Origin of the sequence: Dethiosulfovibrio faecalis (assembly GCF_021568795.1) — a bacterium.
Classification (GTDB): domain Bacteria; phylum Synergistota; class Synergistia; order Synergistales; family Dethiosulfovibrionaceae; genus Dethiosulfovibrio; species Dethiosulfovibrio faecalis.
In genome coordinates this window covers 1-22,081 of record NZ_JAKGUE010000001.1, presented here as the reverse complement: position 1 = coordinate 22,081, position 22,081 = coordinate 1, and the positions used below count along the sequence as shown (strand labels likewise).

Sequence of the window (22,081 nt, the reverse complement as noted above, 5' to 3'; positions counted from 1 at the left end):
TCTCACCATTCCGTAACCGTCAGCTCCATCTCCCCCACGAAGGCGGGAGACTGATCGGAGCTGAAAAGATCGTATCCGGTGTAGGTTATTCTGTACTCGCTCCCCACCACCTCCAGGGAGGACAGCACCAGCTCACCCAGTTCGTCCACCTGCAGAAAGCCGGGGAACGTTATCTTGTTGCCGTCCCGCTCCTCTCCTCCGTCGTTCAACACCGCCCACATGAGATCTATCTTGTGCTCTCCACGACCGACTCCATCGAAATCACTCCTGTCGGGAGCGACCACGATCGTAGGAAGCTCGTCGTTTCCGGGAGGACGCCGGGCGTTATATCCGGCCATCACGGTCGGCTCTCTGCCGAAACGGTCCAAACAGAAAGCCCGGACCTCTTCGGACCGGGCTATGGAGTCTCTTATCTCCATCATTACCTGAGTCAATCTCACCTCGTCACCACCAGCTTCCGTAGACTCTGTATTTTCTCTTGCTCTTTTTCGTGGACCTCTTCATATCGTCCTCCATGTAGCCGTCGATCTTCTTCACGAAATATCCCGGAATTCTGGGAACCAGAACCTCCCTCATAGGACCTATGGTCGGCCTGGCGGGGAGGATTATCTCCCTCGTCTCTTTCCGAAGACGTACGCCTTTTTTCAGCACCTTGGGCCATTTTTTGGCTCTGGCTCCAGACCACCAGAACCGCCGCATCTTTTCGGTAACCGGAAGACGCCGTCCCTTTTCCTGCATAGACCCCAGATACACGGCGCTTTTCGAGAGCCACCCCACGGTCAGGGAGCCGTCGTCTTTATACTGATAGCCCACGGCCTTTCGAAGCTTGCCGAGAGGTCCGCTTCTTACCTTCTTTTTTTTCATGACCCTGAGTTTCGACTTCGCCTTGACGCCGCGGGCTACGCCGGACAGAGGAGCGTAGCGTCTTCCTCCGGGAGCTCCGCTCTCTATGCCTTTTTTTATCTCCTTCTGCATCATCCACCCGACAGACTTCAAGGCCCTCCGGCGAAATTCGGGAAACTCCCTGATAACGTCCTCCACCCATGGAGTGGCCATATCCTTCCAGGAAACTGTGACGGACACAGGATCACCTCCCCATTACAGAAACGACCGATCCGTCCGGATCTCCAACAGAGCCGTCGTCATGGAACGGGAGATCTCTCTAACCACCGACCAGACCTTTCCGTCGGCCTCGACGACCTCGTCTCCTTCGCAGGGATCCACATCGGAAAGTCTTATCCTCAAAGTTCCTTCCGTGGAGGAACCGTCCGACCCGAAGCCCGTTCCGTCGGTTCCGGTCCTGCCCTTACGGATGATCGCCCGGATCTCGCTACCGTTATAGACCACCGTGTCGGCCCAATCACCTTTGAAAAGGGCTTCCACCGTAGATGTCAGGTGATCCCGAAAAGATCCCATCAGTCGATTTTCACCTCTCCGAAGTTCGCCGAAGCCGCCTTCGGAGTCCAGGCGTACCCCGCCAGGGGTTTGTCGCCCGTACCGTCCCTGGTCAGGCTTCCGGCAGAGGCATCCCAGTAAAGAGCCTCTCCGGGAGCGAAGGCCGTCCCCGTCACGGCGGGCAGCCGGAACACCCCCACCACGGCCAGAACTCCCATCTTCCCAGCCGGTATATCGGTAGTAGCCACTCCGATCCTTCCCCCCAAAACGACCACATCGTCTACGGACACATCCTCGGTCGGCGTGTAATCCATCCTGCCGCCTATCTCCACGTAAGTTCTCACACGAATCGCCTCCTTCGAAAGAAAACCCCGAAGCCTACGCCCCGGGGTTCTTCTGGAAACCGCGCCAGTCCATGGCCTTGGCCCCCACGTCTATTCGCACCTTGTAGCTCGTTCCGTCCACGTTCCATCCCTGCTGCTGTTCCAGATAGGGTTCCTTGATCCCGTTCAGGAAGAACAGCTTTACCGTCTTGCCCTTCTCGGCGGCCATGTAGAAAGCGGTCTCGCTCACGTCGTCCAATCTGGGATCGGACACGAGCTCGAAGGCTCCGGCGTAGGGGTTTGCTCCTCCTCCGTTGGCTTTGTTCGCCGCGGTGTCCACCGACAGAGGAGTTTCGGTCTGTTTGAGGAACCTCCTGGCCGCAAGCTCCAGAGCCACCGGCACCACCAGGAACTTGGGAATGATGTTCAGCCGCCTCTTTCCGGAAAGGTCCGTCTGCCGCTTCATGGCCTGCACCATGAGGCTTAGCGCCGTCAAAGTGGCCTCGAAATCGGTGAAGCTGAAAGCCGCCGCAGGCTGAAGGTTTCCGTGATGGGTACAGAAAAGATCCTTCTTGTCGCCCATCTTGGGGTTATCCAGAAAAGCCTGGTAGCCCACGTCGGCCACCTTGCGCCTGGCGGCCTCGCCCATCTTCCGGGGAATATCGGTCAGTACGCCCAGAGCGTCGTTTACGATCGACTGTCTGGATATGGAGAACGTACGACCGAAGGTCCCTATCTTCCAGGCCTCCGACTCCTCGCCCATGGATCCGCTCTTGTACTCTCCGGATTCCGGCAGAGGAAGCAGATCGTCCACCTCTCCGGCCCTCGCCCCGGTGTGTTCCTTGAAATCGGTCACGACGCCGGAGTCGTCCATCCACTTAAGATAGCTCTCCTCCTGAACGCCCCACCCTTCCATAAGAGAGACGTTCGCAACGCTTCCCAGGATGACGGGAAGGTCCGAGGTGGTCAGGGCGCGGCCTATCATCTCCATGGGATTTCCCCCGACCCGCTCGCCCATCCGGGTCAGGCATTCCTCGGCCATTCTCTCCAGCCTGTAGCCTCTCAGATCCATGGAGCCAGCGGCAGGTTCCTCTACGGGCAGACCGCCGCGGATCAAGAGCGCATCTCTGGCAGCGGAACGGAACTTCTCCTTCTCGTCCTCCGTCACCCTGCCGGGAACGGAGATTGCCTGCCGCGTCTCCTTGAGCTTTTTCATGACCTCGGCTCTCACCGTGTCGAGTTCCGCACCGGAACGGATGAATTCGCCAAGATCGATATCGAAGGATCTTCCCATCTCCTGGATCTCCGCCACCCTCTCCCGCTCGGCCCTGAGGATCTGAAGCACATTGCTATCTGGAGCTCCTCCTACGGGGAAATTCCTATGAGAAGGGGGGATGTCGTTTGTGGATCTGTTCTGATTCCCGCCGTCGGCGGACCGTCCCCCCGCCTCCCCCTCGGGGAGAGTTTTTTCCGGATTCGCAGCCGCCCCGTTGTTTCCTACCCCGTTCTCAGGCTCAGGTAAAGGTAGATCTCTTCTCACGTCGTCATCTCCTCCTTCAGTATTTCTGTTTACTCCCACCGACGGATCGGCGGGAACCGACACGATGGAAATCTCCAGTCCTTCCCATCTGGTACCCACGTAACAGGGCCCGGCAAAACGACCGTTGCTGGACGTACCACCGGCCGGAACCTTTTCCCAGTTCTCCACCCTGTAGCCCACCGATACGCTCTTGAGAGATCCGGCCAGAACCTTTCTGTAGATCCTGTCGCTTTCCTCGTCGTCGTCGAACCGGACTAGCGCCCGCCCCTTCCTGGAAGATTCATCTATCCAGACCTTCTCTATCGAACCGATTGGAACGTCGGATTTGTGATTCCAGAGCAGGACTCCCATTTCCTCCAATCGTTTCAAATCGACGGCACCCTGATCGTGGGATAGATATTCCACCTCTCCCCAGCGAGAAACCGGAGACTCGGACGAAAAAGAGAGCTCCACCGTTCTGGAGCTCTCAGTGCCCTTGGTTTCAACTCCGGCTATCTCCCTGTAGTAGGTCCCGTCTACAGGGACATCCCTGTAGCAGGTTCCAGCCCTCTCACCTCTAAAACCGGTCACGCAATCACTCTCCTTTCCCGTTATCCAGAGCCATCAACGAAAGAGCCTCCTGCCCTATCCCGGAAGATCCGGCAAGACCTCCGAGATTAAGGGACGTCATATACTCCCTCTCTCGCGATATCTGCTCCAACACCTCCCTCCAATCCTTGCCCTTGGAGGCACATACATCCTGAAGGGTTGTTATTCCGGCCTCCATCTCCTTCGTGATAGCCGATACCTCTTTGAGTGGATCCACCCACTGCCTTCCGGGAGGAACCCACCGGCACCGGTTATACACATCGGGACGCTGAAAATAATCCCGTATGTTCAGCTTTCCGGACAGAACGCAGGCACAGACGAAGGCCTCCCATAGAGGCTCGAGGACCCTCTCGACCATGAACTGCCTCAGCACCTTGTATCCTTCCTCGTCCTCGAGGGATGCGGCCCTGGCCGAGCTGTAGTTCGTTCGACTGACGTCCCTGCTCACCACCTCGTAGCTCTGCCCTGTTCCCGCCCCTATCAGTCTCTGCTGCAAAGCCACGAAATCAGAGGCACCGGTATTCGGGTGGGTCGGGTTGGCGAACTCCACATCCGCCCCGTCCGGAAGGGTATTCACTATTCCCGGCTCGAGTCTGGTGACGTTCTTATCCCTGCCCAGGGCGTCCTGGACCGTGGCGTTCCTTCCTATCGACGGAGTGTTCCCGCTTCCCGTCTTTATGAAGGCGGCGAAGCACGCCGCTATCCTGGCCGCCATCAGCTCGGCATCCATGTACTCTCCCGAGTCTCTGATATTGCCCATGACATGGGCGAACTGGCTTATGCCCCTCACCGCCTGAGGTCTGGTCTTTACGAACATCGGCAACACCCGCCCGGCATCCACTCTCACCGCCTCGGTGGTTCTGCCGAAAGAGGACGTCTCCATGTCGTCCCTGTAGAACCAATAGGCCAGAGGACGCCAGTACTCGTTGACCTCCACTCCCGAAACTATCCGCTTATCCTTCGCCCGGGGCATCCAGGTCGCAAGGGCGTCGGCCTCCATCATCTGTATCTGCAACGGAATGAATCCGTCCTCCGGAGCCGTGAGAATCGGGTATATCTCTCCATCCGTAACCATCCGGCGGACCATCATCCGCTGAAGACCGTAAAACCCGTCGTGGCCGGTTATGTCGCAGTTCTTCGGCTTCGCCCACACCTCCCACAGGGCCTCTATCTCCCGGTTCAGCTTTTCGTTCTCCGTTCCGTCGGCATCGAGGATTTTAGCCTGAGGCCGTAGCCCCGTGCCTACGACGTGACGCTCCATGGCAAGCAGAACGCTCTGAGCAATTCCGTTGTTTCGTTCGAGGTCTCTCGCCCTGGCCCTTATCCTATCCCTGTAGACTCGGTCGGTTTCGTCCGGCCTTTTATTCACCGCCACCCAACCGCTTCCGTAGCGGTCTATCCTGGCGGCGTCGTAGTTGCGTTTCTCCCATCGGGCCTCCATCTTGGCCCTGTCGTCCATACGTCTGGCACCGGCTCCGGGAGCCACCAGTCCCACGGCCCGGTCCAGCACGTAACCCGCCTTACCAAACCACGACATGAGGACCTCCTCCCTCTTCCATGGCCAGCATGCCCCGAAGCTCCTTTATCCGTTTCTGTATATGGGACAGAGTGGGTCTGTCTATCTTCAATCCGTTATCCTCGAAGGCCTGTCCCCCCTCCAGTATCTCGGCCTCGGCTTTTTCGTACATGGCCAGTTCTTCCGTCAGGGTCATTAGATCACCTCCCTTTCCACCATCCCGAACCGCCGCCCTTCAGCCATCCCGCACCTTCGGCGGAATCCACGGAAGAAGACGACGGCCTCATGGCCTCCCGCTCCTCCTCCGTCGGCATGTAGTGCAGGTTGAGCATTCTGGCCGCCAGAGTCGCATAAACCTCGCAGTCCAGAAGGTGGTTGGCGGCGTGTCCGGAGATCTTCTTCCACTCGTGATGACTGGAACCTGTCCTGGCATCCGTCACCATCACCTTGTGCTCCGACGCTATCTGCTCGGCGTATCCTCTCGGGCAGTCCCTGAAAAGCGACCACGACCCTCTAGTCCCGGGCTCCTTCGTCATACGTCCGAAAATGAAATCCTTCAGCAGAGACGTATTCGCCTCCAGCATGGTGAGGCCGTCTTTCCGGCCCTTGCGGTCCACCACGTGACGGCGGTAATAACCGTCCATCCTGCGAGAGGCCCCCTTGACCGGACCCAGAACATCGCCGTACACCACGCAGGCGTCGTAAACCTCGTCGGTCCTGTAGCCGCAGTCGACAAGGCAGTAGCCGATCTGACACAGACGACCGTCGCCGAAACGATAGACCGGCTCCACTATATGGGCCCTCAGACCGTCCTGAAGGTCCGTTTCGTTCCAGGTGTCGAACCGGCCATACTCGATAAGCCAGGACGTAAGCCCGGGACCCCAGGCACGCACCACGTAATAGGCCTCCGACTTCTGAACGTCCACTCCGGCGGTAATGGCCACCGCCTCGTCCGGCACCTCTCCTCGGGAATAATTTCCGGAAGCCTCCAGAACCTTCTCCGGCTCCGCCTTGGCCACCGACTCCCTGAAGGGCTCGGCCAGCCAGGAGTTTATGAAGTTCATAAGATCCTCCGGACTGTCTTTCGACCGAAGGAACTCCGAAGCCACGGCACCGAACGAAATCTGAGGAGAATATATCGAGTTCCAGTGGAAACCTATCCGACGGATCTTCCCCGGCTCGGCTCCTTCCGAAACCCATCTGCCTTCGCCAAGCATAAAAGACTTGTCCCGATCCTCTATCCTTCCTTCACAGTGAGGGCAGCGATACCACGCCCGATCCTCCACCTGGCGAATTATCTTCTGTCTGGCGGTGGGATCGTCCTCCTTCCTGAGGGCTTCCGTGAGATCCTCGGGCCACGACACATCCTTGAAGGAGAAGGAGAGGAGCTCTCCGCAACGAGGACAGGGAACCTCGTACCGATAGACGACGTCGCACCTCTGCAAAAGCCGCCAGATGTTCCCGGTCTCCAGGGTCGGAGTGGATATGTACATCAGCTTTCGGTTGGGAAAAGTCTTGGTCCTCTCCTTCCCCAGCTTCAGCGGATTAGCCTCCCGGCCCGAATACCTCGGATACTTGTCGATCTCGTCGAAGATTATGTATCTCATAGGCATGGCGGAGAGAGCGGCGGGGCTGTTCGCTCCGGTGAGAGCTATATACATTCCCCGAAACTGAAGCTCCAGACGATCCGACTCCCTCTCCCGAAAGATCCCATTGAATACGTTGCTGGTTTTTATCATGTCCTGAAGCCGGTTTTCGCTGGCCCATTCCGCGATATCCTCGGTGGGATACACCACCAGAGCCGCCCCGGGATCCTGACAGGCCGTGTAACCCAGACAGTTGTTCGCCGCCTCCGACGCCCCCGCCTGAGCTCCCTTGCACAGAACGATCTCCTCCACTCCCGGCTCGTTCCAGGCATCCATGATCCCCTTGAGATAGGGCATGTAGGAAGTCCTCCACGGTCCGGGCTTGGCGGCAAGCCTGGGAGTCAGGATCCGATAACGGTCCGCCCACTCGCTCACGGTCATTCTTTCCGGAGGCTTGCAGGCCGCAAGTTCCGCGGATGTCCAAGGCACGATCAACGAACCACCTCCTTTTCCTTCTTGCCCGCCGGTGTGAAGGGGCCGTCTCTCGAATACCCCTCCCAGAGAATCCGGATCTCCTCTCCCAGAATCTTCTCCATCTCCGTCCGAGACATGCCCTCCAGCAGAGGAGGCAGAGTATTGACCCAGCCGAACATGTTGGTCCGGCAGATCACCAGACGATCGGCCCAGGCATCCTGAACCTGCTCGAACGGAATGTACCGCCCCTCCAGAACCTTAAGACGGATCTCCTCCTGAGCCGCCTTCGCCTTGCGATATTCGGCTTCGGCTTTCAGCTTTACCGCCTGCCAGTTACCGTCGTTGTCGGGGCTGTCGCTCTCCAGTCCGCACCGCCACCTATAAACCTCCTCCGGATCCCACCACCCTCTACCGGCCTGAGGACAGCCGGATCTCTTCCACTCCGACATCGTCTTGGAGGTCACCCCGAAAAAGGCGGCGCATCTTTTGGTGGAGAGCATTATCCTGTCGCCCTCGACCTTGATGTTGGGTTTCGCCAGGCGGATCACCCCCTAAGTAAACTCTAGTTTCCACCCCATTTCGGCGTTTAATGTTCTATGCTTATTGATATTTGATGCTTAACCCTTAACCCCAATTTCGTATTTTAATCGAGATTTTTCCATCGGTGCAACCGACCCCTGAGGCCCCCACCCCCCAGGAAGGACCCGTAACGTTTTCCCTTTGCGACTACCGGGCTCACGGCTTGTCGAATCGGGCGAAATCGACCTCTTCGGGATTCTCTACAGCGTAACTCAATGATAGGGAGTAACGTAGAACAACCTCTTTCGGAAAACCGCCCCACTACCGGCTTGGATAGCCTTCGAGCGGAAGATTATTAAACTCGGAAACGGGCTTTTTCTCGAAGATAGTCGAAAAATGATTAAAAACGACCGTTTCAGACCATCTCATTATTAACCCTCCGACGCCGGGAAGCCTTGCAAACACCGGATTCTTTTCTTCGATTCGGCGCTAATGAGCCCCGAAAACCCCGATGTTTAACCCCTACGGCCCGATCAAGGACCAAACAAGACGAGCTCGATTCCATGATTGATTTAAAATGTGGCATTATGAATCCAAATCAATCACAGATTCAAGGCCCTGTAGTGGCCGTCCGTTATCTCTTTCGTGATGCCCAGATAACGCAGAGTAACCTTCTCCGACGAGTGGCCGTACATGGTCTGGATATCCGCCAGAGGCACCGAATCACCCTCGTAATAGAGCATGTACCCCAGGGTCTTCCTCATGGAGTGACAGCCGATGGACGTGGTTCGAAGGTTGATCCGCTCCGCCGGAGGCGATGCCTCGTTGGCTCGTACCGCCGCATCGTTCAGCATCCGGTAGACCTGCATCCTCGATATGGCCCGCATATCCTCTCCCTTTCGGCGGACGGCGGCCCATAGGGGCTCGTCTCTAGCCAAGCCCCTGAGATCCTTCCTGTAGCGCAGATAGTCCTTTAGGGCCTCCCGGCTTTTGTCTACGAGGGGGAACGTCCGGATGTTACCGGTCTTTCCCTCCCGAAGCCGTATTTCCTCCTCTATCCTGAGACGACAGCTTCTACCGGCCAGGACGTCGTCCACCTTGAGGTCGAGCAGATCTCCGATCCGGAGGGCCGAATTGATCCCGAAGACGAAAAGGGCGTAATCCCTCAAAGCCGCCTCCCGGCTGAATCTCCCCGGCCTTTCCAGAATGGCCCGCTTCATCCGGTTGATCTGCCTCCTGCCTCGGAAGGGACTCGTGTATTTCAATCCCGCTCCCTCCTCATCCCTCGCAAGACCTTCTCAACCGCTCCAGGCTCCATCCCTTCTTCGCCCTACGCCTGAGCCAGCGCCGCATGAGGCGCACGTCGCAGGGTTCGACGATGGTGATGGGATCGGCCATGTAGGGAATGGGAGATCTGGCGTCGGAGACACCGACACGCAACCCGCCCCGTCCCTCTTTACGACACCAGATAACGTACATGTCCAACCCCCTCCTGTCTTTCGCAAGACATAAAAAAAGGCCACCTCCAAGAAAGAGATGGCATACGAGACTTCGGGCCCTCGGCATAATCGCCAGATCCGAAGAAAGACTTAATTGATCATCCTCCAAGACGTTGATACAATGTGGCTACAAGGAGGCGATAAATATGACCGCCTGTGATAGTTCTATCAGAGTTCGCATAGACAGCGAAACCAAACAGAAAGCATCGGAAGTCCTCTCTCAGATGGGGCTATCCATATCCGACGCCGTCAGGATGACGCTGGTACAGATCGGAACGAGCGGACGACTTCCATTTCCGGTAGAGATCCCCAACGCCAAGACCAGGCAGGCTATGGCCGAGGTCGCTTCCGGAGAAGGAGAAGAGTTTCAGTCTCTCGACGACCTGTATGAAGATCTCGGTATCTGATGCCGAAGCTGAAACGATCAAGTCAGTTCAAACGGGACGTAAAACTACAGGTAAAACGGGGCAAAGACACGGACAAGCTGAAGAAGGCACTCCAAATCCTAGTCTCAGGTAAGGAACTTCCCGAACAATACAATGATCACCCCATGCTAGGAAACTGGGGCAGCCATCGCTCGCTTCACATAGAACCCGATTGGATCCTGATATACAAAGTCGATCAACAAGCCATTTCACTGATCAGAACCGGTACCCACTCGGACATCCTCAAAAGATAATGCCCCGGCGCTGGGGCGTCGGGGCTATATCGGGAAATCCCGGGCCTGCACTCCCGGGCTGCTCTCTTGTTGTGGCACACTATCAGTATAAGGCCGTTTTCAAATTTATCATCCACGTTATAGCAACGATATAGTAACAACTATCATCGTCATAACGTCGTCATAACGTCACCATTTCAGAGCTATCTGAAACCCCTTCAGGGCATCCCGGGCTATCATCATCGGGATCTCCTGCCTCTTCCTGGTCACGGTGCCGGGTGACATTCCGACCCTGTCGGCCACTCTCTGTAACGGGGACTTCCCGCCCAACCTGGTCTTGCCTGTTACGAAACGGACGTGAAGACAGAAGATCTCCCAGTCCTCGGCAAAGAAGGTCTTTATGGCTCTGGCCGATTCCACTATGGCCGGCCAGCCCGCTTTCTCTATCACCCCCCGGACCTCGTCCAGCGCTATCGTCTGGTTCAGTATCCCGTCGTGATCCGGGTCCCTGTCTATCCTGACGCCCGGGTCCTCCGCCGCTCCGGAGACATAGAGCCTCCGGCGGGTCATTATCTCTATCCATTCGTCGTCGGTCGGGGGCTCGGCCTCGCCAAGCAAAACACTGAAAGCGCAAGGATAGTATTCGACCAGGATGTCTATCGCCCTGGCCAACCGTTCCACCTGATCCACACCGAAGCCCCCTTCTCTATTTGCGTTCCAGTTCTTCTTTATTCCTCCTGGTCACCGCATAGCGGCACTCCCGACAGCCCTCAGGCCGCCAGGAGCACCCCATTCCGTATTCGTTGTGTCTCCACGGAGCCCTACAGGCCACCACCTCGTCGGGGTCTTCGGTATCATAAACTCCGGGGATCATTACGTGGCCGCTATTTTCAGGCTGGCAGCCTCCCTCAAAGAAGGGTCGTCTTCTAGGGAGAAGCCCTTGCCTCTGGCGTAACCGTCCGCATAGGCGTTTTGTCCCCGTAGGACGGTTCGGCTGGCTCCGCCGTTTTTCAATCCCAGGGCTTCGTAGGCCGATTCGACCTCGGGATCTCTCACCAGCACCAGCCCCCATTCGGGGTTTTTCTTTCTCTGTTCCTCGAATTGGTCTTCCAGCCCTCGGACAAATCCCATGAAGTAGCTGTTCCTGACTGTACGCCACCGCTCCTCGGTTCTCTTTCTGTATTCCATGGCGAATCTGCTTACCGCCGTGACGCATTTACAGAAGGCATCGAAGACTATCTTCACGTCTTCGCCCCTTCCCAGGATCACGACGACGCTATAGAAAACGGCAGGAGCCCCGTTATCGCCATGCCTTACTCTTCTGGACCTGTAGGCCATGCACCGGAAGTTTTCCGCCAACACTATGGACAGATACCCCTTCCAGCTTTCCACTCTGCCCCCCAGGTCGATGTCCTTCTCCACCACGTCTCCCCGCTCGGAGGGATCGATGTCGCCATTCTCCAGGCCGTTGAGCGCCATTAGTTCCTGAGCCTTCAGCAGGGCGGTTTCCACCTCGGCGGGATAGGGCGAGTCCTCGGCTATCTTGAGTAGCTTTCTTATCCGTTCCTTTATCCTGTCGTTCATGGTCGTTTCCCTTTCGATCTATCGGAATACAGTGCTTTCCCTGGGACGGGAGGGGATCTCAAAATCTATCCTACGAAGCGAGTCCTTTATATCCCGAATCTCGGAATACATCACGTCAAGAGCGTCTTCCATTTCATCCCGTTCTCTGACGCAATCCACTATGTATCTAGCCGTCGCCCTGGAGTTAAGGGCGCTCTCCAGCTTGTCCTCTATTTCCCAGAGCTCTCGTTCGGTGAAGTTCATTCTACACCGCCATCCTTTCCTCTCACCACCGGAAGCCTCCGGAGGGAGATCCCGACGGGGCGTCTTTCTTGTCCCGCTCCTTTTCCTTCTTGGCATCCAGATATGCACCGCATTTCCCGCCGTAGTATTCGGGCACGAACACGCCCGAGGCGTAGTGTTTGCCTTTCCAGTATTTCCTCATCCGGATCTCGCCCCTGTAACCGTAGTGGGGGCATTTCGCCGGGTTGCTACAGCTGTCGCAGTGCTCCCCCCAGTCGACCAGGGTTTCGTAGTCGCAGAGTTCTTCAGGGAAGAGTTCCCGGGTTATGGGGCCTATGTAGTTCAGCCTTTTGCGTACGTAGGCCATGACCCGGTTCCACCGCTCTTCCTCGGAGCGTTCCCTGACGGCTATGCCCCTACGGGCCAGCATTTCCCTCAGGTCACCGACGAGATCGGGACCGCAGGCCTGACGGATCATCGGCAGTCTCCTTCCTGGTGATATTTGCCCTCCCGGATCTTGATCCAGTTGGATTTCTTTATCACCCAGTCGAAGTCGCAGAATCTGCCGTCCACCAGAAACTTGCTCTGGGAGACGTAGAGGAAGTAGTCCCGCCAGGTTTTCAGGTCGGCCCATGGCCATGGAGGGGCTCCGGGGTCTCCTTTGGTCCTCCATCGGGATCTCAGGGTATTCTGTCTGGTCTCCGAGAGGATCCTGACGCCTCGCTTGCCCATAGGGACCATCACCTCGTCCCAGAGATCGGCTATGGCCCTGTAGGGACAGGGAGGCGGAGTCTCAACCGGTTGGGGTACGACTTCCTCCCCGGGCACGGGGTCGAGGGGAAGTCCCGCCGTGTCTTCGGCGGACTTGCCCACTATGTCTTTATCGTTCTTTGGTTCTAGTTCTATGTCTCTAGTTCTGTGTACGTCTGACGGACACCGGGGGTCCGCCTGGCGTACACCGGGGGTACGTGAGACGGACTGCGGGAGTCTTTCTGACGGACTCTCGGTGTCCGTTTGGCGGACTGCCTGAGTGGAATCGGAGCCTCCCGTTAGGATGTATTTGTTGACCGTCTGGAATGATTTGTTGGACTGGGTCACCTTCTCCAACACCCCGAACTCCACCAGTATCCTGAGACTCTTGAAGAGTCGGTCTCTACTGCACTTCACCTTTTTGGCCAATGTCTCCGCACTTGGAAAACACTCCCTGTCGGAACCGGCGTAGGCGCACAGTACGGCGTAGGTGGCTTTGGCATAGGCGTCTATTCCTTCGTCCAGCAGTACGGAGATGTCCACCCTGGCGAACCAGAACTTTCGGTTGTCTATTACTATGTTGCGCTCCACATGGTCACCCCCTGTAGCTCTCCTCGACGGTGCAGCCTCTGATCTGGCCTCTGCGACGATGCCTGCCGGACTTTACCGCCGGGTCGTGCTCCATGGCTTCGAAACAATCCTCGTGATACTTTCGATCGACGAATCTGTCTCGCTCCTCTACGAAGAACTCCAGAAATACATACTTCTCGTCCGGATAGATAACCCCTCCGCACCAGTCGCAGCGATGCTCCTTCCGAGCTACCCGGCGGACCTTCTTTTCCGGACGGATCGGCTTCGATTGCGTGGTGGTGGTGCTTTCCATAAAGATCACGTCCTCTCCGTATGTGATATACTTGGAGGCAGGGAGTTCGTACCTCCCTGCCTTGTAATGTATGTAGATCAGCTATCTGCTTACACACGCCCGTTCGGTTGCCGCCGAGCGGGTTCTTTTTTTACCCTCCGACACGTCCCCCAGGTAAATCTGTCCCGCCACGTCCTTGCCCACATCGAATCCATCTCTCAGCCTGTTGCCGCACACCTCGCAAATATCGGTGCATCTAGGTCCCAGGTACATGATTTTCCCGATGATCGACCCACACTTGGCACAACGCCGCACAGGCATAGGCATCAAACCGCCTCCTCGCCGCCGACTATCCCACCCAGGCGAGACTCGATCTCGGCCAGGTCCTCTTTCAGGGACAGGTTTTCATCTATCGCCCGTTCCAGCTTCTTTTGCTGACGCTCGAAGGCTATGTCCTGAACGACGATAAGCTCTCTGGCCATGGAGATCTCTCGTTTCAGTGCGTCACGCTCCTGCCTCAGAGCGTCCTGCTCCTGACGACGGAGTTCCCGCAACAACTTTCCGTAAAACGGCACGATTACGACCTCCCCGCCATGGCACGTAAAACCTCGACCTGACCTAAGGTGATACGGCTTCTAAGATCTCCCTCCGGCCCCTCGGCGGCAATCATGTCCAGGGTCCGCCTGGCGTAGTTCTGCATGTTCACCCGATACCAGCGAGTCTTTCTCCTATGCCTCTTCAACCTCTCAACCGCCTTCATCAACCTCATTCAATACACCGCCCTTTCCGCGGATCTCACTCGACGTTCCAGAGTGGCCACCTGTAGCTCCGTTCTGCGATAACGGTTCCTGGCCGACGAGTCCTTGTATCTCTCGACCAACCTGGCCGCATAATCCAGCTCGGCCCGTTCCAGTTCCAAACGATCCCTAAGATCCTGAAGCTCCTGCGATGCCGACATACGACACACCACCGGGCAGTTCATCGCCGCCCTGATGCGGTTCTCTCTAGCCTCCTCCATGGCCTTTTTACGGTCGCTGACCATCATCTGCCGCTGTTTCGAGTAGGCAGAAATCAACACCGGTTTTTTCTTTGACACGATTTCCCCTCCTTATGCAGTAGCTTTCGCAGCCCTTTCAGCCGTGTAGGCTACAAGACTGGCAAACGATATCCTTCGGCTTCCTCCGAACTTCCTCGAAAAGACCTCTCCGCTTTTTACACAACGAAAAATCTGTCTCTCCGAAACATCAGCTATTTCAGCCGCCTCTTTAACCGATATCCATCGATTAGGGTTGTGGTATTTCTCCAAAAGACGTCTGGTCTCTTGAACCTCCTGGCGAGTCTCATTGAGCTCTCGCCGTGTTTCCTGGAGCTCCGTCAAGATAGTTTCCATCGCAACAACGTCCACTTATCCTCGCCTCCTCTCCCGCCACCAGCGGACATCCATATCATCTAGCCCCCATTCCACAGGCTCATCCGAATGGATCCCTCGATCTCGGGTTTCGTCGTACAGATCGTAGATCGTGGCATCCTCCGGCATCCCTCTGGCGACCTCGACTACCGCCTTGGCCGTGTCGATGTCGGACATAGCCACCCACTTGTTACGCACCCTGACAACCGAACCATTGCGATAGGATCTATTTACCGGCCTCAGCCGCTTCATGGCCTCACTCCTTCCCATGAGCCCCCCTATTGGGGGAAGAAAAACCATGCACAAAATCTTAGAATATGCTAACTTACACTTGCGCCGTGGCTAAAAAACTTCGTACATACCACCCAAACTCGAAGTCCTCTGCCAGACCGCAATCGAATACTTGACCGTGGCTAGGCCAGTTAGTTCAACACAAGCCACGGCGCACTTCCCTTCTCCACAGCTCCCATACATCCTGCAAATGCCCCCTGGTTATTTGAATGATCTCCCAGCTTTCCAACCTTCTGGAATCCGGGATAATCTGTACATGCCGGAGTTTCAGTTTGCGGATCTTTCCACCTCTTGCGATACGTCTGCGTCCCTGCAAATAGATTTTGCGAAACACACAGGCCTTCGACTCCATGAACTCCCTTTTCGTCAAAGAAACCGACCTCACGGCTTTTCCGAACCAATTTCGGGAATCGTTAAACCGAGTTTTTCCCAGACGAGATTTCGCATATGCCATAAAATCTTCGTTTGAAGCATCGTAGTCATACGACTCGATCGCTAAAAGCTCGTCCGGATCCTGTCGAATGGCTAGAGGGAACGGCCTAGTCTTACCGGTCTGTATTTCGATGGCCGGAGCCGGTTTCGACGGGCGTCTGGACCACTCTTCGGGAGCATCGAACACAAGTGGCCACGGTTCGATTTCCATCGTGAATTTGTCGATCGCCCGACGATAAAACAGAATCGCATTAAGCCAACTCATCGCTTTTCACCGCCTTCAACACCTCCCCGGCCAGGGGGACCAGGGCTTCCAGGAGATCTATAAACGCCTCGTTCTTCGGGTGGTTGATTCGACCGTCCTCGCCTACGTCCAGCAGGAGATCCATAACCTCCTCAGGAGAATCGCATCGCTCGCACAGCTCTCCGATGGTTCGGACAAGGTTACAAAAGAGACCCTGGATTGATTGAATATCGATCTCTTGCAATGATTTTCGATGTCTTGGATAGGTCCTAAAACCCAAAATTTCATCGCAAGAAACCTCTAAAAACTCCGCCATCGAGAGAACCTGAGAAGCTGTCGGTTCCGTTGTTCCAGATTCCCACCTTTGAAGCGTTGCTCGACTAATGCCTAGATTTTTAGCCAAATTCTTTTGCGAATATCCCTGAGAAAGCCTCCTGTTTTTTATTTCCACCCCCAGCAAAAGCATCACCTCCGATCTACAAACACCTTACCGCATCATATATGAAGCTGTAAATAGGTCTTGAGACTCATTTGATTCAAAAAAGAAGCCCCAAGGCGTCTCTATTGGGCCTTGAGTCGTTGCATCATATTTGCGACAATGCAATGGGGAAAGGGTGGATATATCGTGAAGGTTAATGAACGAATCAAAGGTATGCGCCAAAAATGCGGTATGTCCCAAGAAGAGCTTGCAGAAAAATGCAATGCATCTAGGTCTACCGTGCAAAGGTGGGAGAAAGGCTTAACTGTACCCGACATAATCCAAGCCTCTTTTATAGCAAGAGCTCTCGGAGTTCCGACGGGTTACTTCATGGGTGAAACCAACGATCCATCGCCACAGAAAGCCGATAGGCAGGTTCCCAGCGGCATACTGGCCCCTATGAGGCAGGAAACCGGGCTCTCACTTGACGAGGCCGCCGCATTGATAGATCTCCCGGCGGAGGACCTCGAGCTGATGGAAAAATATGAGGATCGGGCGGATAGCGTCCTCAAGCAGAAGCTCATCAAAGCCTACGGAAGGTACCTTTCGGCCCGGGACGGAGAAACACAGCAGGAGACGGAGAAAAAGAAGGGACAGAGCGAGGAAGACCTCGAAACTCTGATGAAGATGCTGGCGGCGGAGGATCCGGACATAGTCCTGAAGTTCCGCCACGTGGCCAAGAACGTCACCAGGCTGGCCCCGGAAGACCGGGAGTTCCTGGCAACGCTCTTCAAAGCGGCACTGGGCAAGATCACGCTGGAGGACCATACGGATGAGTACTGATAGGGAGGCGATAGAGGCAAATTCCAAAGACCAAGCGCAGGAGGATTGAATGACAAACAACGGAACCAGGATCCGGGTCATGGCCCGAACCCTGCTAGGCAAATACGGAATGGAACGGATGATCCCCATTCGGCTGAGCAAGCTCTGTCGGAAGCTGGGGATCGAAATCTGCCACAGTAAAGCCAGACACATCGACGGCACCCTCTTCATCCACGGAGACCGAAAGATTATCCTTGTCTCCACCGCCCTACCCTACGAACGCCGCCGCTTCACCGTGGCTCACGAACTGGGACACTATGTCCTCGGCCACCCAGCCGCCTTTTCCCTGGACTCTCCGGAATCATGGCTTCCTCGAGAGGAACAGGCGGCCAACGTCTTCGCGGCAGAACTCCTAATGCCCAAGACAGCTCTTCAATCGATCCACTACAAGCACGACACAAAGCAACTGGCGCAGATATTCGGAGTCAGCCCTCTGGCTATGCAGATACGGCTGGAGGAAATTGGGAGGTAGAAACAATAGGGGGAATGGGGTTCCCCTGGAGGGGCATTGCACGTAGAAAGGGCGTGTATTGCCGGTGACTATCTTTTATATCGTGTTACTGCTTATCTTCTTTTTAGGAACTATCACCTTCCAATCAAGTTTCAAGGAGGCCAACCAAAAACTTGAGAAGGCCAATAAGACCATTGAAACATTGAAAATCATCCAAGCTCAACACATCAAGGAATACAAGGAAGGTCAGGAAGAGCGAAAGAAAGTCCTGTCTGAAAACGTCAAACTTTACGAAGAGAATCAGACTCTTATTAAGTACCGTCCAATTCGCGATGTCAACGAAGAACTTTCCAGGCTTAAAGAAAAAAGCCTGGAGGTTCAGCGCGAGATAAAATCTTATAAAAACACCCTCACAGCCATCAAGAACCATATCGAAGGCTATGGGGACAGATACATTATTCCCCGAAGTTCCCTCGTAGACGAGCTGGCGGAAGAATACGGGTACAAGAAGACCGCCGAAGGACTGAAAGACATCCGTAAGGCTATCCGTAGGGCCGTAAAAGACCGTCGCTCGGCCAAATCCACTTTGAAAGACCAGGATAAAAAAGACGCCGCTATCAATTTGATAACGGAGGCGTTCAACGGCAAGGTGGAATCCATCCTCACCAGAGTCAAGCAGGACAACTATGGCAAGCTCCACCAGGAGATCATAGATGTCTATAACCTGCTGAACTACAACGGCTCAAAATTTTCCAGTTCCCATATCGATGAAAACTACTTGGCGCTGCGCCTGGAGGAGTTACGTCTCATGGTCGTAGTCATGGAGTTACGCGCCCAGGAAAAAGAGGAACAACGCCAGATAAAAACCCAGATGCGTGAAGAGGCACGAGCGCAAAGGGAGATAGAAAAGGCAATCAAGGAAGCCAAAAAAGAAGAGAAAATCCTTCAGGAAGCTATGGCGAAGGTTCGCAAGGAATACGAGGATGCCAGCGAGGAACAGAAGGCCATGTACGAAGATCGCCTTGCCGAGATGGAACAAAAGGTAAAGGAGGCGGAGGAGAGAAACCAAAGGGCAATCTCCATGGCACAGCAGACTAAACGCGGCCATGTCTATGTTATTTCCAATATCGGATCCTTCGGAGAGGACGTTTACAAGATCGGTATGACTCGACGTTTGGAGCCCCTCGACCGCATCAAGGAGTTAGGCGACGCAAGCGTACCCTTCGAGTTCGATGTACACGCCATGATCTGGAGCGAGGATGCTCCCTCACTCGAGAATGCCCTACACCGTCATTTCGCGCTGGCCCAGGTCAATAAGGTCAACCGGCGCAAGGAGTTCTTTAGAGCCTCTCTTCAGGAGATCCGCAGGCAAGTTGACGAGATAGGCGTAGAGACGAAGTGGACTATAGCGGCAGAGGCCAAAGAGTATCAGGAAAGCCAGGCCATCGACCGCCTGATAAAGGAAGATCCACAAGCAAAAGAGGATTGGCTGAATCGGGAGCTGACCCTGGAGGACTTCATCGACCTGAACGACGATGAGATTGAAGAGCTAGAGGAAGGAGGCGCAGAAACAGAAGAGGAAGCTGTCGCAGCGGATTAGGAAAAAAGGCAAGGCATCGACCCCTGTGAAATCGTGGGGGCCAAGAACGGAACAGGCGGCCAACGTCTTCGCGGCGGAACTCCTTATGTCCAAGACGGCTCTTCAATCGATCCACTACAAGCACGACACAAAGCAACTGGCGCAGATATTCGGAGTCAGCCCTCTGGCTATGCAGATACGGCTGGAGGATGCAAGGAGATAGGATAATAGAGGGGACAAAAAGAAAGTATAGACAAAGAACGGAGATGACCTTAGACATGAATGACCTTGATAATTCGCTTGTCAGTCTAGCTATTTTAAAAACTCAAATTGACAAGGGGCTCAATTCATACGAATATATAGGAGAACTCATAACAAATAGCATAGATGATTATAATGTCCCTTTTGATGAGAACGAAGCTTCTGAAGCAATAAATAAAAAATTCTCCCTACTTATTCCTCCTCCAGTGGTAAAGCTCTCTATTTCGGGAATGATAAAATCAAAAAAAATAAAACGAAAAAACAAAAAATATGTTTTTTTAATTCAATTCCCAGATCACGATCTCAAAAAAGAGATAGGCAATAACACTATAAAAATAAAACAACTTACAACAGAACTTCATGAGTTCACAAAAACAAGCTCAAACACACTAATAACACTAACAAAACAGGAAGCCCTTGACGCTCTAATACTATTCATATCAAAATTTTCAGTTCCCTGCATGGGTTTGATTTCAGACTCCACAAATACAACGATACTTCCAGATGTAAAAGATGAAAAGAATATAAAAATAAAAATAGTAAGCTCTTTTATTAAAAATAAACTCCTGCACAACATTGAACTATTCGAATATTTTTCCTTACTAGTTACAGCTAATATTTTTGCAAATAGTATGTTTTGCAACGATCTAAACAAGGAAAACGTAAAAAATAACTTTAAAAATGTTACTTTTTACGTAGATACGCCATTGCTTTTTAAAACAATAGGACTAGAGGGGTCATTAGAAGAAGAATCCATGAAAACTCTTTTTAGTTTAATAAAAAAATTAAACGGCAACATAAAATGCTTTTCTCATTCCATCGAAGAGGCTCAAATTACTATAGAGACAGCCGCTAAAAATATCAATAACCCTAAGGCTGAAGGAAGTATTATCTGGGAAGCAAAAAAACAAAAGCTAGAGAAATCTGATTTAATTTTAAAATCAAAGGAACTAACCACAACACTATCAAACTACATGGGCATAGTACAAACTCCAAGTTACAAAGATACAAAATACCAGATAAATGAGCCTGAATTACAAGAAATAATTGAAAGATTTATAAAATACAAAAACCCAAAAGCCTTACTAAATGACATAAACTCTATTAGATGCATTTTTTCAGAAAGAAAAGACACATACAGAGACAAAATATCTGAATGTAAATGCATCTTCGTTACTCAAAATCATGCACTAGTAAAAGCAGCAAAAATTTATCAAATAGACATAGAACAAAAGTCAGAAAAATCGATACCACCTGCAATAACGTATTTTGACTTAATCAACATAGCTTGGGTAAAAATACCACTAGAAAAACCCCATCTTCCCCAAGAACAAATCTTGGCCCTTGCTTCTTCTATTACAAAACCTGATGATAAATTCATCAAAAAAGTATTCGAACAAGCACAAAACCTGCAATCAAAAGGCTTGATTACCGAAGAATCATACGGGCTACTAAAAACTTACGAAACTCTTGAGCGTTTAAATGATGTTTCTGCAGGACAAGAGGACCTAATAACTGACGAAGTACTAAAAAAAGATGAAGTCGTAAATCCATATAAATATAAAAACAAAGCCATGATGAATTTTATAAGAGAACAAGAGAAAAAAGAGGCAAAAAGAGAAGCTACTATAGGTCTCATTCTAAAGCTAATTATACCTATTTTAGTACTGTTGATTTTAACAACAGTTACATTTTACAAAAAAATACTAGACATTCTTTTTTGCATAAACAAGATAAACAGTTACATTCTCCCAGGAATTATCGCAATGCTAGCTTATTGCGCTCGTTATTGCGTCAAGTTATTCAAGATAGATTTAAAAAAACTTTTTTTATTTTATCCTAAAAAAATCAAACAAAACTACAGGGCAAAAATATTAAAAAGAAATCAAAAGATAGAGATCTAAAAAACAAAAAAATAACTTTAGTCAATTTACAATTTTTATAGCTAAATATTATCGTATAAATCCGTTCGAATGACATTCTTGCCCATTAACCCAATATCCATGATAGTTGATCTCCAAAAAGGAGTTTTTTCTTTCTTTGTTAAGCAATTCCATGCGCTTAACATTGAAAATGAGTTCTAAAAAGACTTTCAGATCACCTTAGAAATGAGTTTTCGTAAAGCCTTATTTCTTTCGGCTCGCCAGATGTTGTATCGAATGCGTGCCTGTTTCTTTTCTTCGTCTCTGGCCTTCAGGACGGCCATCAGAGGCATTTCTTTCTCTACCTGGGGGGAGATTGCCTTTTACATCGAAAGTGCGTTCTGGAGGGGCTACAAACCGTTTTACGGATCAGTTTCGAAAAGCCGCATTTCAGGGGGTAATGCTCCGAAGGAAAAGGACAAGCGGAGAAAAAACCGTAACGATCACCGTACCTCTTCGTTTATGTTAAACCTGCAAAGCCTTGCAATAGCTGATTTCTTTTTATTCGGTTCTACAGACACCTCCTCCGCCACTTTTTAACTAAATATATCAAAGAGCCCTTCCTTTTTTGGGAAGGGTATAGTGGACCCGGAAAAATGGACCACCGAGTAAGTTGCTAGGTTAAGGTCAAGAACAGGCTGCTGTATCATAGGTCTCAGAAAGAGGGGGACATAATG

The 22,081-nt window shown here is 52.9% G+C and carries 33 protein-coding genes and 1 pseudogene; 7 read left to right on the top strand and 27 right to left on the bottom strand.

Going from position 1 to position 22,081, the window contains the following annotated elements:
* Positions 1-2: 2 nt before the first annotated feature.
* The 11 genes from L2W58_RS00170 to L2W58_RS00120 all read right to left on the bottom strand — a co-directional run bounded on the left by L2W58_RS00170 (position 3) and on the right by L2W58_RS00120 (position 9,420).
* Positions 3-440, bottom strand: a complete 438-nt coding sequence (locus L2W58_RS00170; protein ID WP_236100918.1) for a hypothetical protein — start codon at positions 438-440, stop codon at positions 3-5.
* A 4-nt stretch (positions 441-444) separates the two neighbouring features.
* The gene (locus L2W58_RS00165; RefSeq protein WP_236100916.1) at positions 445-1,083 is read right to left on the bottom strand and encodes a hypothetical protein; all 639 of its coding nucleotides are present in this window, start codon (positions 1,081-1,083) and stop codon (positions 445-447) included.
* A 15-nt stretch (positions 1,084-1,098) separates the two neighbouring features.
* Positions 1,099-1,416: a head-tail joining protein gene (locus L2W58_RS00160; RefSeq protein WP_005659042.1), complete on the bottom strand. Its 318-nt coding sequence runs from the start codon at positions 1,414-1,416 to the stop codon at positions 1,099-1,101.
* Positions 1,416-1,739, bottom strand: a complete 324-nt coding sequence (locus tag L2W58_RS00155; protein WP_005659043.1) for a DUF2190 family protein — start codon at positions 1,737-1,739, stop codon at positions 1,416-1,418. The genes L2W58_RS00160 and L2W58_RS00155 overlap by 1 nt, the downstream gene beginning before the upstream one ends.
* Before the next feature lie 34 nt (positions 1,740-1,773).
* The gene (locus L2W58_RS00150; RefSeq protein WP_236100914.1) at positions 1,774-3,828 is read right to left on the bottom strand and encodes a prohead protease/major capsid protein fusion protein; all 2,055 of its coding nucleotides are present in this window, start codon (positions 3,826-3,828) and stop codon (positions 1,774-1,776) included.
* A gap of 4 nt (positions 3,829-3,832) precedes the next feature.
* On the bottom strand, positions 3,833-5,383 hold the full coding sequence (locus tag L2W58_RS00145) for a phage portal protein (protein WP_236100913.1): 1,551 nt from the start codon (positions 5,381-5,383) through the stop codon (positions 3,833-3,835).
* Complete coding sequence (locus L2W58_RS00140) at positions 5,367-5,558, bottom strand: hypothetical protein (protein ID WP_236100912.1); 192 nt, start codon at positions 5,556-5,558, stop codon at positions 5,367-5,369. Before L2W58_RS00140 ends, L2W58_RS00145 begins: the two co-directional genes overlap by 17 nt.
* A gap of 4 nt (positions 5,559-5,562) precedes the next feature.
* Positions 5,563-7,437, bottom strand: a complete 1,875-nt coding sequence (locus tag L2W58_RS00135; RefSeq protein WP_236101332.1) for a terminase gpA endonuclease subunit — start codon at positions 7,435-7,437, stop codon at positions 5,563-5,565.
* A 2-nt stretch (positions 7,438-7,439) separates the two neighbouring features.
* Complete coding sequence (locus L2W58_RS00130; protein WP_236100910.1) at positions 7,440-7,970, bottom strand: hypothetical protein; 531 nt, start codon at positions 7,968-7,970, stop codon at positions 7,440-7,442.
* A 573-nt stretch (positions 7,971-8,543) separates the two neighbouring features.
* Positions 8,544-9,206, bottom strand: coding sequence for a tyrosine-type recombinase/integrase (locus L2W58_RS00125; RefSeq protein ID WP_236100909.1), 663 nt, complete (start codon positions 9,204-9,206; stop codon positions 8,544-8,546).
* A 13-nt stretch (positions 9,207-9,219) separates the two neighbouring features.
* Positions 9,220-9,420, bottom strand: a complete 201-nt coding sequence (locus tag L2W58_RS00120; protein WP_236100907.1) for a hypothetical protein — start codon at positions 9,418-9,420, stop codon at positions 9,220-9,222.
* 166 nt (positions 9,421-9,586) lie between these two features.
* Here L2W58_RS00120 and L2W58_RS00115 point away from each other — a divergent pair, with 166 nt between their 5' ends.
* Together L2W58_RS00115 and L2W58_RS00110 are read left to right on the top strand one after the other, a co-directional pair.
* Entirely contained in the window at positions 9,587-9,847 is a 261-nt protein-coding gene (locus tag L2W58_RS00115) for a type II toxin-antitoxin system RelB/DinJ family antitoxin (RefSeq protein WP_236100906.1), read from the top strand.
* Positions 9,847-10,119 carry a type II toxin-antitoxin system RelE/ParE family toxin gene (locus tag L2W58_RS00110; protein WP_236100904.1) on the top strand — a complete coding sequence of 91 codons (273 nt, stop codon included), beginning with the start codon at positions 9,847-9,849 and terminating at the stop codon, positions 10,117-10,119. Before L2W58_RS00115 ends, L2W58_RS00110 begins: the two co-directional genes overlap by 1 nt.
* 168 nt (positions 10,120-10,287) lie before the next feature.
* Here the strand turns inward: L2W58_RS00110 and L2W58_RS00105 are convergent, their stop codons facing one another.
* The 16 genes and pseudogenes from L2W58_RS00105 to L2W58_RS00030 form a co-directional block, all read right to left on the bottom strand.
* Positions 10,288-10,788 carry a hypothetical protein gene (locus L2W58_RS00105; RefSeq protein ID WP_005659056.1) on the bottom strand — a complete coding sequence of 167 codons (501 nt, stop codon included), beginning with the start codon at positions 10,786-10,788 and terminating at the stop codon, positions 10,288-10,290.
* A gap of 16 nt (positions 10,789-10,804) precedes the next feature.
* Entirely contained in the window at positions 10,805-10,972 is a 168-nt protein-coding gene (locus L2W58_RS00100; RefSeq protein WP_236100902.1) for a hypothetical protein, read from the bottom strand.
* Positions 10,972-11,682, bottom strand: a complete 711-nt coding sequence (locus L2W58_RS00095; RefSeq protein ID WP_236100901.1) for a DUF2786 domain-containing protein — start codon at positions 11,680-11,682, stop codon at positions 10,972-10,974. Before L2W58_RS00095 ends, L2W58_RS00100 begins: the two co-directional genes overlap by 1 nt.
* Before the next feature lie 18 nt (positions 11,683-11,700).
* Positions 11,701-11,925 carry a hypothetical protein gene (locus L2W58_RS00090; protein ID WP_236100899.1) on the bottom strand — a complete coding sequence of 75 codons (225 nt, stop codon included), beginning with the start codon at positions 11,923-11,925 and terminating at the stop codon, positions 11,701-11,703.
* 22 nt (positions 11,926-11,947) lie between these two features.
* On the bottom strand, positions 11,948-12,382 hold the full coding sequence (locus L2W58_RS00085) for a hypothetical protein (RefSeq protein ID WP_236100898.1): 435 nt from the start codon (positions 12,380-12,382) through the stop codon (positions 11,948-11,950).
* Positions 12,379-13,245 (bottom strand): helix-turn-helix domain-containing protein, encoded by an 867-nt coding sequence (locus tag L2W58_RS00080; RefSeq protein WP_236100897.1) that lies wholly within the window; start codon positions 13,243-13,245, stop codon positions 12,379-12,381. Before L2W58_RS00080 ends, L2W58_RS00085 begins: the two co-directional genes overlap by 4 nt.
* A 4-nt stretch (positions 13,246-13,249) precedes the next feature.
* The gene (locus L2W58_RS00075) at positions 13,250-13,537 is read right to left on the bottom strand and encodes a hypothetical protein (RefSeq protein WP_236100896.1); all 288 of its coding nucleotides are present in this window, start codon (positions 13,535-13,537) and stop codon (positions 13,250-13,252) included.
* 81 nt (positions 13,538-13,618) lie between these two features.
* Positions 13,619-13,843: a hypothetical protein gene (locus tag L2W58_RS00070; protein WP_236100895.1), complete on the bottom strand. Its 225-nt coding sequence runs from the start codon at positions 13,841-13,843 to the stop codon at positions 13,619-13,621.
* The gene (locus L2W58_RS00065; RefSeq protein ID WP_236100894.1) at positions 13,843-14,091 is read right to left on the bottom strand and encodes a hypothetical protein; all 249 of its coding nucleotides are present in this window, start codon (positions 14,089-14,091) and stop codon (positions 13,843-13,845) included. Before L2W58_RS00065 ends, L2W58_RS00070 begins: the two co-directional genes overlap by 1 nt.
* A gap of 2 nt (positions 14,092-14,093) precedes the next feature.
* Complete coding sequence (locus L2W58_RS00060; protein ID WP_236100893.1) at positions 14,094-14,285, bottom strand: hypothetical protein; 192 nt, start codon at positions 14,283-14,285, stop codon at positions 14,094-14,096.
* Positions 14,286-14,612 (bottom strand): hypothetical protein, encoded by a 327-nt coding sequence (locus tag L2W58_RS00055; protein ID WP_236100892.1) that lies wholly within the window; start codon positions 14,610-14,612, stop codon positions 14,286-14,288.
* A gap of 12 nt (positions 14,613-14,624) precedes the next feature.
* Positions 14,625-14,921, bottom strand: a complete 297-nt coding sequence (locus L2W58_RS00050) for a helix-turn-helix domain-containing protein (RefSeq protein ID WP_236100891.1) — start codon at positions 14,919-14,921, stop codon at positions 14,625-14,627.
* Positions 14,922-15,176, bottom strand: a complete 255-nt coding sequence (locus L2W58_RS00045) for a hypothetical protein (RefSeq protein WP_236100889.1) — start codon at positions 15,174-15,176, stop codon at positions 14,922-14,924. It lies immediately after the preceding gene.
* A 175-nt stretch (positions 15,177-15,351) separates the two neighbouring features.
* Positions 15,352-15,912: a hypothetical protein gene (locus tag L2W58_RS00040; protein ID WP_236100887.1), complete on the bottom strand. Its 561-nt coding sequence runs from the start codon at positions 15,910-15,912 to the stop codon at positions 15,352-15,354.
* Complete coding sequence (locus L2W58_RS00035; protein WP_236101349.1) at positions 15,899-16,036, bottom strand: hypothetical protein; 138 nt, start codon at positions 16,034-16,036, stop codon at positions 15,899-15,901. The genes L2W58_RS00040 and L2W58_RS00035 overlap by 14 nt, the downstream gene beginning before the upstream one ends.
* 138 nt (positions 16,037-16,174) lie before the next feature.
* Positions 16,175-16,357: pseudogene (locus tag L2W58_RS00030) on the bottom strand (helix-turn-helix domain-containing protein); the annotation flags it as partial.
* Between the two features lie 159 nt (positions 16,358-16,516).
* On the opposite strand from L2W58_RS00030, the gene L2W58_RS00025 reads away from it, so the two are divergent.
* The 5 genes from L2W58_RS00025 (at position 16,517) to L2W58_RS00005 (ending at position 21,386) form a co-directional block, all read left to right on the top strand.
* Positions 16,517-17,152, top strand: a complete 636-nt coding sequence (locus tag L2W58_RS00025) for a helix-turn-helix domain-containing protein (RefSeq protein ID WP_236100886.1) — start codon at positions 16,517-16,519, stop codon at positions 17,150-17,152.
* Between the two features lie 49 nt (positions 17,153-17,201).
* Complete coding sequence (locus tag L2W58_RS00020; RefSeq protein WP_236100884.1) at positions 17,202-17,663, top strand: ImmA/IrrE family metallo-endopeptidase; 462 nt, start codon at positions 17,202-17,204, stop codon at positions 17,661-17,663.
* Positions 17,664-17,745: 82 nt separating this feature from the next.
* Positions 17,746-19,242 (top strand): SNIPE associated domain-containing protein, encoded by a 1,497-nt coding sequence (locus tag L2W58_RS00015; protein ID WP_236100883.1) that lies wholly within the window; start codon positions 17,746-17,748, stop codon positions 19,240-19,242.
* Positions 19,243-19,267: 25 nt separating this feature from the next.
* Positions 19,268-19,444: an ImmA/IrrE family metallo-endopeptidase gene (locus tag L2W58_RS00010; protein ID WP_236100882.1), complete on the top strand. Its 177-nt coding sequence runs from the start codon at positions 19,268-19,270 to the stop codon at positions 19,442-19,444.
* Complete coding sequence (locus L2W58_RS00005) at positions 19,431-21,386, top strand: hypothetical protein (protein ID WP_236100881.1); 1,956 nt, start codon at positions 19,431-19,433, stop codon at positions 21,384-21,386. Before L2W58_RS00010 ends, L2W58_RS00005 begins: the two co-directional genes overlap by 14 nt.
* Positions 21,387-22,081: the final 695 nt, after the last annotated feature.